Annotated in this window: 13 protein-coding genes; 8 read left to right on the top strand and 5 right to left on the bottom strand. The window is 62.7% G+C overall.

Going from position 1 to position 14126, the window contains the following annotated elements:
- The first annotated feature begins 88 nt into the window (after positions 1–88).
- From J5J09_RS12200 to J5J09_RS12165, 8 genes are all read left to right on the top strand, one after another.
- Positions 89–991, top strand: coding sequence for a sugar ABC transporter permease (locus tag J5J09_RS12200; protein WP_208551177.1), 903 nt, complete (start codon positions 89–91; stop codon positions 989–991).
- Positions 984–1925 (top strand): carbohydrate ABC transporter permease, encoded by a 942-nt coding sequence (locus tag J5J09_RS12195; RefSeq protein ID WP_208551176.1) that lies wholly within the window; start codon positions 984–986, stop codon positions 1923–1925. Before J5J09_RS12200 ends, J5J09_RS12195 begins: the two co-directional genes overlap by 8 nt.
- Positions 1926–1928: 3 nt before the next feature.
- On the top strand, positions 1929–3020 hold the full coding sequence (locus tag J5J09_RS12190) for an ABC transporter ATP-binding protein (RefSeq protein WP_208551175.1): 1092 nt from the start codon (positions 1929–1931) through the stop codon (positions 3018–3020).
- 104 nt (positions 3021–3124) lie between these two features.
- Positions 3125–5581, top strand: coding sequence for a glycoside hydrolase family 2 protein (locus J5J09_RS12185; protein WP_208551174.1), 2457 nt, complete (start codon positions 3125–3127; stop codon positions 5579–5581).
- A gap of 55 nt (positions 5582–5636) precedes the next feature.
- Positions 5637–6398, top strand: coding sequence for a sugar phosphate isomerase/epimerase (locus tag J5J09_RS12180; protein WP_208551173.1), 762 nt, complete (start codon positions 5637–5639; stop codon positions 6396–6398).
- 26 nt (positions 6399–6424) lie between these two features.
- Entirely contained in the window at positions 6425–7558 is a 1134-nt protein-coding gene (locus J5J09_RS12175) for a Gfo/Idh/MocA family oxidoreductase (RefSeq protein WP_208551172.1), read from the top strand.
- A gap of 72 nt (positions 7559–7630) precedes the next feature.
- Positions 7631–8683: an L-glyceraldehyde 3-phosphate reductase gene (gene mgrA, locus J5J09_RS12170; protein WP_208551171.1), complete on the top strand. Its 1053-nt coding sequence runs from the start codon at positions 7631–7633 to the stop codon at positions 8681–8683.
- 165 nt (positions 8684–8848) lie between these two features.
- Positions 8849–10456: a glycoside hydrolase family 43 protein gene (locus J5J09_RS12165; RefSeq protein WP_208551170.1), complete on the top strand. Its 1608-nt coding sequence runs from the start codon at positions 8849–8851 to the stop codon at positions 10454–10456.
- A gap of 21 nt (positions 10457–10477) precedes the next feature.
- Here the strand turns inward: J5J09_RS12165 and fghA are convergent, their stop codons facing one another.
- From fghA to J5J09_RS12140, 5 genes are all read right to left on the bottom strand, one after another.
- A complete protein-coding gene (gene fghA, locus J5J09_RS12160; protein WP_208551169.1) occupies positions 10478–11311 on the bottom strand; it encodes an S-formylglutathione hydrolase in 834 nt (277 codons plus the stop codon).
- Between the two features lie 26 nt (positions 11312–11337).
- Complete coding sequence (locus tag J5J09_RS12155) at positions 11338–11949, bottom strand: DUF1345 domain-containing protein (RefSeq protein WP_208551161.1); 612 nt, start codon at positions 11947–11949, stop codon at positions 11338–11340.
- 82 nt (positions 11950–12031) lie between these two features.
- On the bottom strand, positions 12032–12478 hold the full coding sequence (locus J5J09_RS12150; protein WP_208551157.1) for a YaiI/YqxD family protein: 447 nt from the start codon (positions 12476–12478) through the stop codon (positions 12032–12034).
- A 4-nt stretch (positions 12479–12482) separates the two neighbouring features.
- Positions 12483–12902, bottom strand: a complete 420-nt coding sequence (locus tag J5J09_RS12145; RefSeq protein ID WP_208551154.1) for a GNAT family N-acetyltransferase — start codon at positions 12900–12902, stop codon at positions 12483–12485.
- Between the two features lie 35 nt (positions 12903–12937).
- Complete coding sequence (locus J5J09_RS12140; protein ID WP_208551140.1) at positions 12938–14065, bottom strand: S-(hydroxymethyl)glutathione dehydrogenase/class III alcohol dehydrogenase; 1128 nt, start codon at positions 14063–14065, stop codon at positions 12938–12940.
- Positions 14066–14126 lie beyond the last annotated feature (61 nt).

Genomic DNA, 14126 nt, shown 5'->3' with positions numbered 1-14126 from the left:
TGTCTCTGGCCCGCACCATTCGGCGGCGACGGCTTTGACGCCACGCGTCCCCGTGTTCCGGCGATAAAGCGCTCGAGGAGGAAACGAGATGACAGGTCACGCGCCTGCCAAACGCCCCAACCAGCTTTTCCGCAATCTGAATTCCAAGATTGCCTCCATTCCGATGATCCTGATTGCCGTCGGCATCTTCTTCGGGGGCTCGATCTGGACCATCGTCTATTCGTTCACGAATTCCAAGCTGCTCCCGCGCGCGAACTTTGTCGGCTTCGACCAGTACGAGCGGCTGTGGAACACATCGCGCTGGATCATCTCGATCCAGAATCTCGCCATCTACGGCATCCTCTCGCTGATCTTCAGCCTGGTGATCGGCTTCCTGCTTGCGGCGCTGATGGACCAGAAGATCCGGTTCGAGAACGTCTTCCGCACCATTTTCCTCTATCCGTTCGCACTCTCCTTCATCGTCACGGGCCTCGTCTGGCAATGGATCCTGAACCCGGAATTCGGCGTCGAGGGCATCGTGCGGTCGCTCGGCTGGGAGAGTTTCCGGTTCGATCCGCTCTATAATCCCGACATCGTCATTTATGGCATACTGATTGCCGGATTGTGGCAGGGGACTGGCCTTGTGATGTGTCTGATGCTTGCCGGCCTGCGCGGCATCGACGAGGACATCTGGAAGGCGGCCCGCGTCGACGGCATTCCGATGTGGCGCACCTATCTTTTCATCGTCATCCCGATGATGCGCCCGGTGTTCATCACCACGCTGGTGATCATCGCCAGCGGTATCGTCAAGGTCTACGACCTCGTGGTGGCGCAAACCAGCGGCGGTCCGGGCAATGCGTCCGAAGTGCCGGCCAAATACGTCTACGATTACATGTTCCAGGCCCAGAATCTCGGCCAGGGCTTCGCCGCTTCGACCATGATGCTGATCACAGTCGCGATCATCATTATTCCGTGGGCCTATCTCGAGTTCGGAGGGAAGAAGCGTGGCTAACGTATCCTCACTCAATACCACCGCCGCAGGTGTCGATGCCGTCGCGCCCGATGTCTCCGGCCCGCGCGGGCGCCGTCCGCGCCGGACGCTGTCGCGCCGCAACATCATCCTCTATGGCACACTGTTCGTCGCGGCCCTCTACTACCTGCTGCCGCTCTACGTCATGGTGGTGACGTCGCTGAAAGGCATGCCCGAGATCCGCATGGGCAACATCTTCTCGCCGCCGATGGAGATCACCTTCGAGCCCTGGGTCAAGGCCTGGGCGGAGGCGTGCACGGGCCTCAACTGCGACGGCCTTTCGCGCGGCTTCTGGAACTCGGTCCGGATCCTCGTTCCGTCGGTCGTCGTGTCGATCTTCGTCGCCTCGGTCAGCGGCTACTCGCTTGCAAACTGGCGGTTCAAGGGATCGGAGCTGTTCTTCTCGATCCTGATCATCGGCGCCTTCATTCCCTATCAGGTGATGATCTATCCGGTTGTCATCGCGCTGCGCGAACTCGGCATCTATGGAACGCTGACCGGTCTCGTGATCGTTCACACGATCTTCGGCATGCCGATCCTGACGCTTTTGTTCCGCAACTACTTCTCGTCGCTGCCGGTCGAGCTGTTCAAGGCGGCGCGCATCGACGGCGCCGGATTCTGGCAGATCTATCTGAAGATCATGCTGCCGATGTCGCTGCCGATCTTCGTCGTCGCGATGATCATCCAGATCACCGGCATCTGGAACGACTTCCTGTTCGGCGTGGTCTTTACCCGCCCGGACACCTATCCGATGACCGTGCAGCTCAACAATATCGTCAACTCCGTCCAGGGTGTGAAGGAGTACAATGTCAACATGGCCGCGACGCTTCTGACGGGCGCCGTTCCCCTCATCGTCTATTTCGTTTCAGGCCGGCTTTTCGTCCGCGGTATCGCCGCAGGCGCAGTGAAGGGGTAATCCATGACCAACAGCGTATCCATCCGCGATCTCTCGCTTTCGTTCGGAGCGGTCAAAGTGTTGAAGAACCTCGATCTCGAGGTTCGCGACGGCGAGTTCCTGGTGCTGCTCGGCTCGTCCGGCTGCGGCAAGTCCACGCTGCTCAACTGCATCGCCGGCCTGTTGGAGCCGACCGAAGGGCAGATATTCATCAAGGGTCGCAACGTCACCTGGGAAGAGCCCAAGGATCGCGGCATCGGCATGGTGTTCCAGTCCTACGCGCTCTATCCGCAGATGACGGTCGAGAAGAACCTGTCGTTCGGCTTGAGGGTCGCGAAGGTGCCTTCCGACAAGATCAAGGAGAAGGTCGCCCGTGCGTCCGAAATCCTCCAGATCGAACCGCTTTTGAACCGCAAGCCGTCCGAGCTTTCCGGCGGCCAGCGGCAGCGTGTCGCGATCGGCCGCGCGCTGGTGCGTGACGTCGATGTCTTCCTGTTCGATGAGCCGCTCTCCAACCTCGACGCCAAGCTCCGCTCGGAGCTGCGCGTCGAGATCAAGCGCCTGCACCATTCGCTGAAGAACACGATGATCTACGTGACGCACGACCAGATCGAGGCGCTGACGCTCGCGGATCGCATCGCCATCATGAAGGGCGGGGTCATCCAGCAGCTCGACGATCCGATGACCATCTACAATCGTCCGATCAACAAGTTCGTCGCCGGCTTCATTGGCTCCCCGTCGATGAATTTCATCAACGGAAAGCTGGAGGAGCGCAACGGCGCAGTCGTCTTCGTCACGCAGGGGACTGTCTTTTCGCTCGACGGATATCAGGCGCAGGAGCCACTTCAGGCTGGTCGCGAGGTCGTGCTCGGCGTTCGTCCGGAGCACATCCGGATCAATGAAGACATTCCCGCCGGCGGAGAAACCCATGACGCCGTGGTCGACATCGAGGAGCCGATGGGTGCGGACAACCTGTTGTGGCTCAAGCACGCGGGTCACGTACTGGCCGTCCGCATCGGCGGCACGCGGCGCTTCTCGCCGGGCGACGCCTTGCGTCTCGGCTTTGACATGTCTGTTGCCTCGCTGTTCGATGCGGTGACGGAGGAGCGCATCTGACGGATAAACCGCTCCTCGGCCTCGTTCCGCCCGAATGCGGGGCGAGAATCAACGAGGGGCGCGGCCCCATTGCAACGGCCGACCGGCAGATATGAGAGACGACGATGACGCAGACCGCTTCCCAGATGATCGACCTCAGAGGTTCGTGGCAGGCTTCCACGAGCGACGGCGAACATGCGGTGGCGATGCCGATCCCCGGCGACGTGCACTCGGCGCTCGCCGCTGGGGGCGTCATTCCGGAACCGTATTTCGGTCGGAACGAGGAGGCCGTGCAATGGGTCGCCGAGCGCGACTGGGTTATCGAGCGCAGCTTCACGGTCGATCATGTCGACGGCGACTGGTACCTAGACGTCGACTATCTCGATACGGTCGCGGTGGTGTTCATCAACGACGTTCCGGTTCTGACGGCGGACAATTGCTTCCGGCGCTACCGGCCGTCTGTCTCGCGCGCCCTTCAGCAGGGCGAAAACCATATCCGGATCGTCATCCATTCGGCGATCGCGGCTGGCGCCGAGCGTCAGGCGCGTCAACCATTCTACATCCCTTATCAGAAGCTGAACTCGCCGATCCCGAACGGCAACATGCTGCGCAAGCCGCAATGCCATTTCGGCTGGGACTGGAACATCGCGCTGTCGCCGCTTGGCCTCTACGGCAGGGTCGCGATCCGCAAGCTCGAGCCTGCGCGCATCGAGCACGTCACGACGCGGCAGGTGCATGCTGTCGACGGCTCGGTGGAACTGCACGTTACAGCCACCGTCTTCGCCGAGGATCCGGCCGTCGTGCCTGTGCATTTCGATCTCGATGGCGAGCGCGTCCGTCTCGATTGCGGGATAGAGCGCGGCGAAACGCAGGTCAACCACGTCTTCGTCATCGACAAACCGCGTCTGTGGTGGCCGGCCGGCAGCGGCGAGCAGGCAGTCTACACGCTCACGGTCGATGTGCCGGGCGATACTGTCAGCCGGACGATCGGTCTGCGCACGGTCGAGCTGCTGACCGACCCCGACGAGGCAGGCAGCCGCTTCGCCTTCCGGATCAACGGGCGCGAAATCTTCTGCCGCGGCGCCAACTGGATACCGGCCGACGCGCTGTTTTCCCGCACCTCACCCGACAAGACCGAAGACCTTCTGCGGTCGGCCATCCAGGCCAACATGAACATGATCCGCGTCTGGGGCGGCGGGTTCTACGAGCACGATTGGTTCTACGATCTATGCGACCGGCTCGGGCTGATGGTCTGGCAGGATTTCATGTTCGCCTGCAATCTCTATCCATGCAGCGACGAGTTTCTCGACAACGTCGCGGCCGAGGTCGACTACCAGGTCAAGCGGCTCGCTTCGCATCCGTCGATCGTGCTGTGGTGTGGCGACAACGAACTGGTCGGCGCGCTCACCTGGTTCCCGGAATCGGTCGACAACCGTGACCGCTATCTCGTCGCCTACGACCGGTTGAACAGGGTTATCGAGCAGGGCGTGAAGAAGGCCGAGCCAGAGGGGATATGGTGGCCATCGAGCCCGGCGTCCGGCTATCTCGACTATGGAGACGCCTGGCATGCCGACGGGTCCGGCGACATGCATTACTGGTCGGTCTGGCACGAGAACAAGTCGTTCGACAATTATCGGAGCGTCAAGCCGCGCTTCTGCTCTGAATTCGGCTTCCAGTCCTACACGTCGCTGCCCGTCATCGAAGGTTTCGCGGACCGCAAGGACATGAACATCGCTTCCCCGGTGATGGAGCTGCACCAGAAGAATGTCGGCGGCAACGAGCGGATCGCCGGGACGATGTTCCGGTATTTCCGCTTTCCGAAGGATTTCGCCAATTTCGTCTATCTGAGTCAGATTCAGCAGGGGCTGGCGATCAAGACCGCCGTCGACTACTGGCGGTCGCTGAAACCGCACTGCATGGGCACGCTCTACTGGCAGCTCAACGACACCTGGCCGGTCGCCTCGTGGTCGAGCCTCGACCATGGCGGCGGCTGGAAGGCGATGCATTACATGGCGCGGCGTTTCTTCCAGCCGGTAAACGTCATGCCGGTTCCGGAGGAGGGGGGCGGGACGATCGAACTCCGGATGGTCAACGACACGGCCGAACCGGTGACGCTCGATGCCAATATCTTCGCGCTGACGATGACGGGCGAGCAAGTGCCGCTGAAGACAGCGAGCGGAGAGTGCGCAGCGGACAGGGCAGGGCTTCTGGCGACCGTGGATCTCGTCGACATCCCGCCGGGCGCGATCCTCGCCTGGAGCTTCATCGCGTCGAATGGCATGAGCGGCGAAGGGCACTACGTCGCCGAAGGCTACAAGGCGCTGGAACTTCAGCCATCCGGTCTTGATCTCAACGTTACCAACATTGGTGACGGAACCTACGAATTGGAGGTCTCGGCGACCGGTCTTGCCCTTTACATCATGGTTGAGAGCGATATGGCCGGACGGTACTCCGACAACGCTTTCGACCTTCCAGCCGGCGGGAGCCGCCGGATCGTCTTCACGCCATCTTCACCGCCTGCCGCCGGTACGGTACCGGCCTTCAGGCTCTACGATCTTCATTCCTGCCAGTCGGCGGGATGACCACGTTTCCGGACGCGGAGCACGAGGCCCCGTCCGGCATCCAGGAGGAAAGACAATGACCAGTCTCGGTTTCCAGCTCTACAGCGCCCGCAATTTCCAGCCGTTTTCGAAGATTTTTCCGCTGCTTTCCAAGGCTGGCTACCGGGAGGTCGAGGGCTATGGCGCTCTCTACGCCTCGCTCGACGAAAGCGGTCTCCAGGCCCTTCGCGACGAGCTCGATGGCTGCGGCCTGACCATGCCCACAGGGCATTTCGGCATCGACATGCTGGAGCAGGAGACGGACCGGGCGCTGACGATCGCCCGCACGCTCGGTCTTGAGGCAATCTACTGCCCCTATCTGATGCCTGACCAGCGGCCGACGGATGCTGCGGGGTGGTTCGCGTTCGGCAAACGCCTGCAGGAAGCAGGCAAGCCTTTCCGCGACGCCGGTTTAGACTTCGGCTGGCACAACCACGATTTCGAATTCGCGACACTCGCCGACGGCTCGACGCCGCAGGAACAGATCTTCGCCGGCGGGCCGGATCTGTCCTGGGAGGCCGACATCGCGTGGGTGATCCGGGGCAAGGCGGACCCGTTCTCGTGGATCGAGAGCTACGGCAAGCGCATCACCTCCGTCCACGTCAAGGACATCGCGCCGGCTGGGGAGAACACCGACGAGGACGGGTGGGCTGACGTCGGCCATGGCACCGTCGACTGGAAGGGCCTGGTCGCGGCGCTTAAGCCGTTCAATGTCCGCCACTACATCGTCGAACACGACAATCCGAACGACATCGATCGCCTCATCACGCGCTCGATCGCGTCGTTCGGCACCTACTGATATCCTTCTTTCCTTCGAGGCACCACATGGCACGCGAACTCGGCGTCGGCATCATCGGATGCGGCAATATCTCCACCACCTATTTTGGCCTCGCACCGCTCTTCAAGGGGCTGAAGGTGCTGGCTTGCACCGACCTCAACATGAACGCCGCTGAACTGCGGGCGGAAGAATACGGCGTCATCGCCCAGCCGATGGAGGAGCTTCTCGCCAATGACGAGCTCGACATCATCGTCAACCTGACCATTCCGGCTGCGCATTTTCCGGTGTCGAAGGCGATCCTCGAAGCCGGCAAACACGTCTATTCGGAAAAGCCGCTGGTGCTGACGCTTGAACAGGGCGAGGAGCTGCGGCGCATCGCGAGCGCCAAGGGCCTCTCCGTCGGATGCGCGCCCGACACCTTCCTCGGCGGCGCGCATCAGCTCGCCCGCCAGTATGTCGACCAGGGCGGCATCGGCCGGGTCACCTCGGGAACCTGCCATGTCATGAGCCCGGGCATGGAGATGTGGCATCCGAACCCCGACTTTTTCTTCTTGCCGGGTGGCGGACCGATTCTCGACCTCGGGCCCTATTACATCGCCAATCTGATCAACCTGATCGGCCCGGTGAAGCGCGTCGCCGCTCTCACCTCCATGGCGAGCACCACGCGCACGATCACCAGCCAGCCGCGTTCGGGCGAGGTGATCCCGGTCGAGACGCCGACCAACATCCACGCGCTGATGGAATTCCAGAACGGCGCCACCATCACCTTTTCAGCCAGCTGGGACGTCTGGAGCCACCGTCACGCCAACATGGAGCTCTACGGCACCGAAGGTTCGCTCTATGTGCCCGACCCGAACTTTTTCGGCGGTCTCGTCGAAGCGTCGGGCCGCAACAAGGACATCCAGCCTTTGCCGGCCTGGGAGCATCCGTTCGGCGTCAACAACCAGGAGAGCCCGCAAGGTCCTCGCGCCAACTACCGCACGGCCGGCCTCGCCGACATGGCGATGGCCATCCTCGAAAAGCGGGATGCGCGCTGCTCGCTCGACCGGGCGCTGCATGGCGTCGACGTGATGACGGCCATCCTGCAGTCAGGCGAGGAGGGCCGTTTCGTCGAGCTCTCCACCACCTGCACCCAGCCGGCGGCGCTCGGCATCGAGGAAGCGCAGGCCCTGTTGAAATAGAAGGCTGGCCGTTTATGGTCCGGGCGGGGCGCAGACGTGCTCCGCCCCGCATGACGAGACAGGGAGAGAACCATGGCCTGGCAACCGGCTGACGATCGCTACGAGAAAATGAAATACAACCGCCTCGGCCGGAGCGGTCTGAAGCTGCCGGCGATCTCGCTCGGCCTCTGGCACAATTTCGGCGACGACACGCCGCACGACCGCAAGGTCGATATGTGCCGCACGGCTTTCGATCTCGGCATCACCCATTTTGACCTCGCCAACAACTACGGTCCGCCGGCCGGCACCGCCGAAACAGCCTTCGGCCGGATCCTGAAGGACGAGTTTTCAGGACTGCGCGACGAGCTCATCATCTCCTCCAAGGCCGGCTACGGCATGTGGAAGGGTCCCTATGGCGAATGGGGCAGCCGCAAGTATCTCATTGCCTCCTGCGACCAGAGCCTCAAGCGCCTTGGCCTCGACTATGTCGATATCTTCTACTCGCACCGTTTCGACCCCGATACGCCGCTCGAAGAGACCTGCGGCGCGCTCGATCACATCGTCCGGTCGGGCAGGGCGCTCTATGTCGGCATCTCCTCCTATAACTCGCAGCGCACGCGCGAGGCCCATGCGATCCTCAAGGAGATGGGCACACCGGTGCTGATCCATCAGCCGAGCTATTCGATGATCAACCGATGGATTGAGGAAGACGGGCTCATCGACACGCTCGAAGACCTCGGTATCGGCTCGATCGTGTTCTCTCCGCTGGCGCAGGGCATGCTGACCGCCAAATACCTCAATGGCATTCCCGAAGGCAGCCGCGCCTCGCTCGACCGCTCGCTCGACCCGAACTTTCTCAACGATCGCAATGTCGAGAATATCCGCTCGCTCAACGCCATTGCCGAGGAGCGCGGCCAGACCCTTGCGCAGATGGCGATCGCCTGGGTTCTGCGGCGCGGCCGCATCACTTCGGCATTGATCGGCGCCAGCCGGTCGCAGCAGATCATCGACTGCGTCAAGGCGCTCGAGAACGACAGCTTCACCGACGACGAACTGGCGCGGATCGACGTTCATGCCAGGGACGCCGACATCAACCTCTGGGCCGCCTCGGCGGAACGGAAAGGGCCGCCCCGGCGGAAAAAGTAGTTTTTGCAAGACAGGCCCCTCAACCGGCTGACGCCACCTTCTCCCCGCGCGCGGGAAGAAGGGACAAGTGGCACCGCCGCGCTCCATCCTCCTTCTCCCCGCAAGCGGGGAGAAGGTCCCGGCAGGGGATGAGGGGCAGTTCGAAACCTTTGGGAGGACGCACATTTGATCCGCAATCCGATACTGCCGGGCTTCAATCCCGACCCGTCCATCTGCCGGGTGGGGGAGGACTACTACATCGCGACCTCCACCTTCGAATGGTATCCCGGTGTCCAGATCCATCACTCGCGCGATCTGGTGAACTGGACGCTCGTGCGCCGGCCGCTGGACCGGAAGAGCCAGCTCGACATGCGCGGCAATCCCGACAGCTGCGGCGTCTGGGCGCCATGCCTTTCCCATGCCGACGGGCTGTTCTGGCTGGTCTACACCGACGTCAAGCGCTTCGACGGTAATTTCAAGGACGCGCACAATTACATCGTCACCGCGTCGTCGATCGAAGGCGAATGGTCGGATCCGGTCTATGTCAATTCCAGCGGCTTCGATCCGACGCTGTTCCACGACGACGATGGCCGCAAGTGGTTCCTCAACATGCAGTGGAACCATCGCACCGCCAGCTACGGCGGCTCTCCCAAGCATCCGGCCTTTGACGGCATCCTCATGCAGGAATGGGACCCAGTCGCCAAGGAACTGGTGGGCCCGATCAGGAACATCTTCCCGGGGTCGAGCCTCGGCCTCGTCGAGGGTCCGCACCTCTTCAAACACAATGGTTGGTACTACCTGACGACGGCCGAAGGCGGTACGGGCTACGACCATGCGGTCACGATGGCCCGCTCACGCACCATCGATGGTCCCTACGAAATGCATCCGCAGACGCATCTGATCACTTCGAAAGACCATCCTGACGCCGAGCTGCAGCGGGCCGGTCATGGCCAGTATGTCGAGACACCGGATGGGGAAGTCTATCATACCCATCTGAGCGGCCGGCCACTGGCGCCGAAGCGGCGCTGCACGCTCGGCCGCGAGACATCGATCCAGAAATGCGTTTGGAAGGACGACGGCTGGCTTTATCTCGCAAACGGGACCCAGGTGCCCGAGGTCTTCGTGCCGTCGCCGACCGACGTCGAACCCGAGGCGCCCTCGGCCGCGGTCCGGCATTTCGACGACGGCGAACTGCCGCCGGAGTTCCAGTGGCTGCGCACGCCCGAGCCTGCAAGGCTCTTCAGTCTGGCGGCGCGACCCGGCCATCTCAGGCTCTTCGGACGCGAAAGCATCGGTTCCTGGTTCGAGCAGTCGCTGGTCGCACGCCGCCAGGAAAGCCATTGTTTCCGCGCGGAGACGGTGCTCGACTTCTCTCCGGATACCTACCAGCAGGTCGCGGGTCTGACCTACTACTACAACCGCTACAAGTTCCACGCGATCGGTGTGACCCTGCACGAGAAGCTCGGCCGTGTCGTGACGATCCTCAGCTGCCCGGGCGATTATCCGGAAAGCCGGCTGTCGTTCCCGATCGGGGAGGGCGAGGCGGTCACGGACGGGCCGGTCGAGCTGGCGATGGAGGTCAGCGACAACGAGCTGCGCTTCTACATCAGCGAAAACGGCCGGGACGAATGGCGGGCGATCGGTCCCGTTCTTGACGCAGGCGTCGTTTCCGACGAGGGCGGTCGCGGCGAGCACGGCTCGTTCACCGGTGCGTTCACCGGGATGTTCGCCTTCGATACGAGCGGGCGGGGACAAGCCGCCGACTTCGACCGCTTCGCCTATCTGCCGCGATAGACGAAGCGGGCCGACCGAGACTCAGCCCAAGCGTTCGGCGTGCCAGCGCAGGTGGTCGTCCATGAAGGTGGAGACGAAGAAATACGAGTGGTCATAGCGATCGTGCATCCGCACGGTCGCCTTGATGTCCGTCCCCTTCACCGCCTCCTCGAACAGCCACGGGCGCAGTCCTTCGTCGAGGAAGGGATCGGCCTTGCCCTGGTCGATCAGGAATTCCGGGAAACGGGCACCATCGGAGACGAGCGCGCAGGCATCGTATTCGCGCCATTTGGCCCTGTCGGCACCGAGATACTTCTCGAACGCGTCGGAGGTCCAGCCGGCGGTCGAGGGTTCGACGATCGGCGCGAAGGCGGAGCAGCTCTTGAACCGGTCGGGGTGCTTCAGCGCGATCGTCATGGCGCCATGGCCCCCCATTGAATGGCCGAGCAGGCCCTGGCGGTCCATATCGACGCGGAACTGTTCGGCGATCAGGGCCGGTAGCTCTTCGGTGATGTATGTGTACATCCGGTAGTGATCGGCCCAAGGCTTTTCGGTGGCGTCTAGGTACATACCGGCGCCCTTGCCCATCTTCCAGTTGGTAAGTTCGTCCGGAACGTCATCGCCGCGCGGGCTGGTATCGGGGCAAACGATGATCAGGCCGAGTTCGGCAGCAAGCCGCCGATACTCGCCCTTTTCCATGACGTTCGCATGGGTGCAGGTGAGGCCGGACAGATACCAGAGCACGGGCCGCTTCTCTGCGATCGCCTGCGGCGGTACGAAGACGGCGAAGGTCATCTCGCACCTGCAGGCCTCGGACTCGTGGGAGAAGACGCCCTGCATGCCGCCGAAGGCCGTGTTCTGGGAAATGACTTTCATTTCTGTTCCTTTCATTTCAATTGAGATCAGCCGGCCAGTTGCACCGCGCCGTTGACGGCGGCGGCGATCAGCACGGTGTTGAAGAAATAGGAGACGATCGCGTGCAGCAGGTTGAGGCGCCGCATCGCGGTCGTGGTCACGGCCGTGTCCGAGGTCTGCGCCGTCATGCCGATGACATAGGCGAAATAGACGAAGTCCCAGCCGCAAGGGGAGGGCGTGGCGGGGAAGTCGAGCCCGCCATGATGGCGGCCCTTGGCCTTGTCGCCATCGGGGCGCCAAAAGAGATGGGCATAGTGCATGGCCGCCATCATATGGATTGCGAACCAGCCGCCGACTACGGATGCGAAGGCGAAGAGCAGTTCCGCCAGTCCGACGCGTCCGCCGTCATTGAGGGCGATGAACAGTGACGTAACGGACACGCCCACTGCTGACAGGGTGACCAGAAGGATGACGGGTGCCGGCTCGTCCGCCTCTTCCGCGCTGCCATGCAGATAGTCCGCCGTCAGATGCGGGAGGCGAAGCATCATCAGCACGAGATACAGGAAAAAGAAGACAACGGCGGAGAGCTCGACCGCAAGGTGTGGGAGCATGAGGGTGCAGGCAATGCCTGCCGCCGCCGCTGTCGCAATGGCGATCATAAAGGCCCTGTGGCGCCGGGATAGGATACTCTCCAGCCGCAAGGGGCCTCCGTCATCTGCGTTCAATCGTGCGGTCTGGCTATCACGCCTTGGCGCGCCGGCATAGCCGGTCGAGCGTTTCGAGGAAGGCGGAGCGGTCGCGTGGCGTGAAGGCAGCGTTATAGCCCTTGCTTTCGCCGGTCTCGCGCAGATGCGCGCCAAGGTCGCGCATGGCGGTCGCCATGCCGATATTGGCCTTGTCGAAGATGCGGCCGGTGGGGCCCGTTACGAGGGCGCCAGCGGTCACACAACGTCCCGCCAGCGGAACGTCCGCCGTCACAACAATGTCGCCATCGCCGGCCCGCTCCGCTATCCAGTCGTCGGCGGCGTCGAATGCGCCTGACACGATCACGTTCTTCACCATGGGATCGCGCGAAGGCCTGAGGCCCGAATTGGCGACGAAGGTCACCGGCAGGCCATGCCGCTCCGCGACCTTGAGGATTTCCGCCTTCACCGGGCAGGCATCGGCATCGACGTAGATTTCAGGCATCAGTTCATCCCCGCCGCAGCATGTCCACATGGGGAATATCGTCCTCCAGATATTCCTCCGAGATAGGCTTGAAGCCAAGCGATCCGTAGAATTTCCGCAGGTGGCTTTGCGCCGATATCTCGATCGGCTCGCCGGGGTGGCGCTTCTCGATTTCGGCGATCGCCTCGCGCATCAGCGCGTCGCCCAGCCGCTTGCCCCTATGCTCAGGCGCGACCGCCACGCGGCCGATGCGGGGATGATGGTCCGGCGTCGGACGCCAGAGCCTGGCGCAGGCGACAAGGGCGTCGCCATCGAAGAGCCGCAAATGGAGGCAGTCCGGATCGTTGCCATCGAGTTCGGGATAGGGACAGTGCTGCTCGACGACGAAGACGTCGACGCGCAGCTTCAGCATCTCGTAAAGCTCGACGGCGGGGAAGTCTTCCATCCTCCGCACGTCGACGCGATCGTAAGCCTTTCCGCTCAATAAACCACGACGCCCCGGATGGATTCGCCCTTGTGCATCATCTCGAAGCCCTTGTTGATGTCCTCGAGCGGCATGGTGTGGGTGATCATCGGGTCGATCTGGATCTTGCCGTCCATGTACCAGTCGACGATCTTCGGCACGTCGGTACGGCCGCGTGCGCCGCCAAAGGCCGTGCCCATCCAGTTGCGGCCGGTCACCAGCTGGAAGGGACGCGTGGAGATTTCCTGGCCGGCGCCGGCGACGCCAATGATCACGGACTTGCCCCAGCCGCGATGCGAGCTTTCCAGCGCCTGGCGCATCACCTTGGTGTTGCCGGTGCAGTCGAAGGTATAGTCGGCGCCGCCGATCAGGTCGCCGTTGCGCTTCGTCATGTTGACGAGATAGGGCACGATGTCGTCGCCGACGTCCTTCGGGTTGACGAAGTGGGTCATGCCGAACTTCTCGCCCCAGGCCTTGCGGTCCGGATTGATGTCGACGCCGATGATCATGTCCGCGCCAGCAAGGCGAAGACCCTGCAACACGTTCAGGCCGATGCCGCCTAAGCCGAAGACGATGGCGGTCGAACCGATCTCGACCTTGGCTGTGTTGATGACCGCGCCGATACCCGTGGTGACCCCGCAGCCGATGTAGCAGATCTTGTCGAACGGCGCGTCCGGATTGACCTTGGCGACGGCGATCTCGGGCAGCACCGTGAAGTTGGCGAAGGTCGAGCAGCCCATGTAGTGGTGGATCTTGTCCTTGCCGATCGAAAAGCGGCTCGTGCCATCAGGCATCAAGCCCTGGCCCTGGGTCGAGCGGATCGCGGTGCAGAGGTTCGTCTTGCGCGAGAGGCAGGAATAGCATTCGCGGCATTCCGGCGTGTAAAGCGGAATGACATGGTCGCCCTTCTTCACCGACGTCACGCCCGGGCCCACATCGACAACGATGCCCGCGCCCTCATGGCCGAGGATCGCCGGGAACAGGCCTTCCGGGTCGGCGCCCGACAGCGTGAAATCGTCGGTGTGGCAGATGCCGGTCGCCTTGACCTCGATCAGGACTTCGCCGGCCTTCGGGCCTTCGAGCTGAACCGTCATGATTTCCAGGGGCTTGCCGGCCTGGGTGGCGACGGCGGCGCGAACGTCCATGGTATCCTCCATATCTGCTTTTGTTTCGGCCCGACATTGGCACGCCGGACGTGTTCGCCTC

This window comes from Ciceribacter sp. L1K22, from assembly GCF_017599385.1.
Taxonomy (GTDB): domain Bacteria; phylum Pseudomonadota; class Alphaproteobacteria; order Rhizobiales; family Rhizobiaceae; genus Allorhizobium.
Note: the sequence above shows the minus strand (reverse complement) of the source record. Positions and strands in the feature narration are given on the sequence as shown.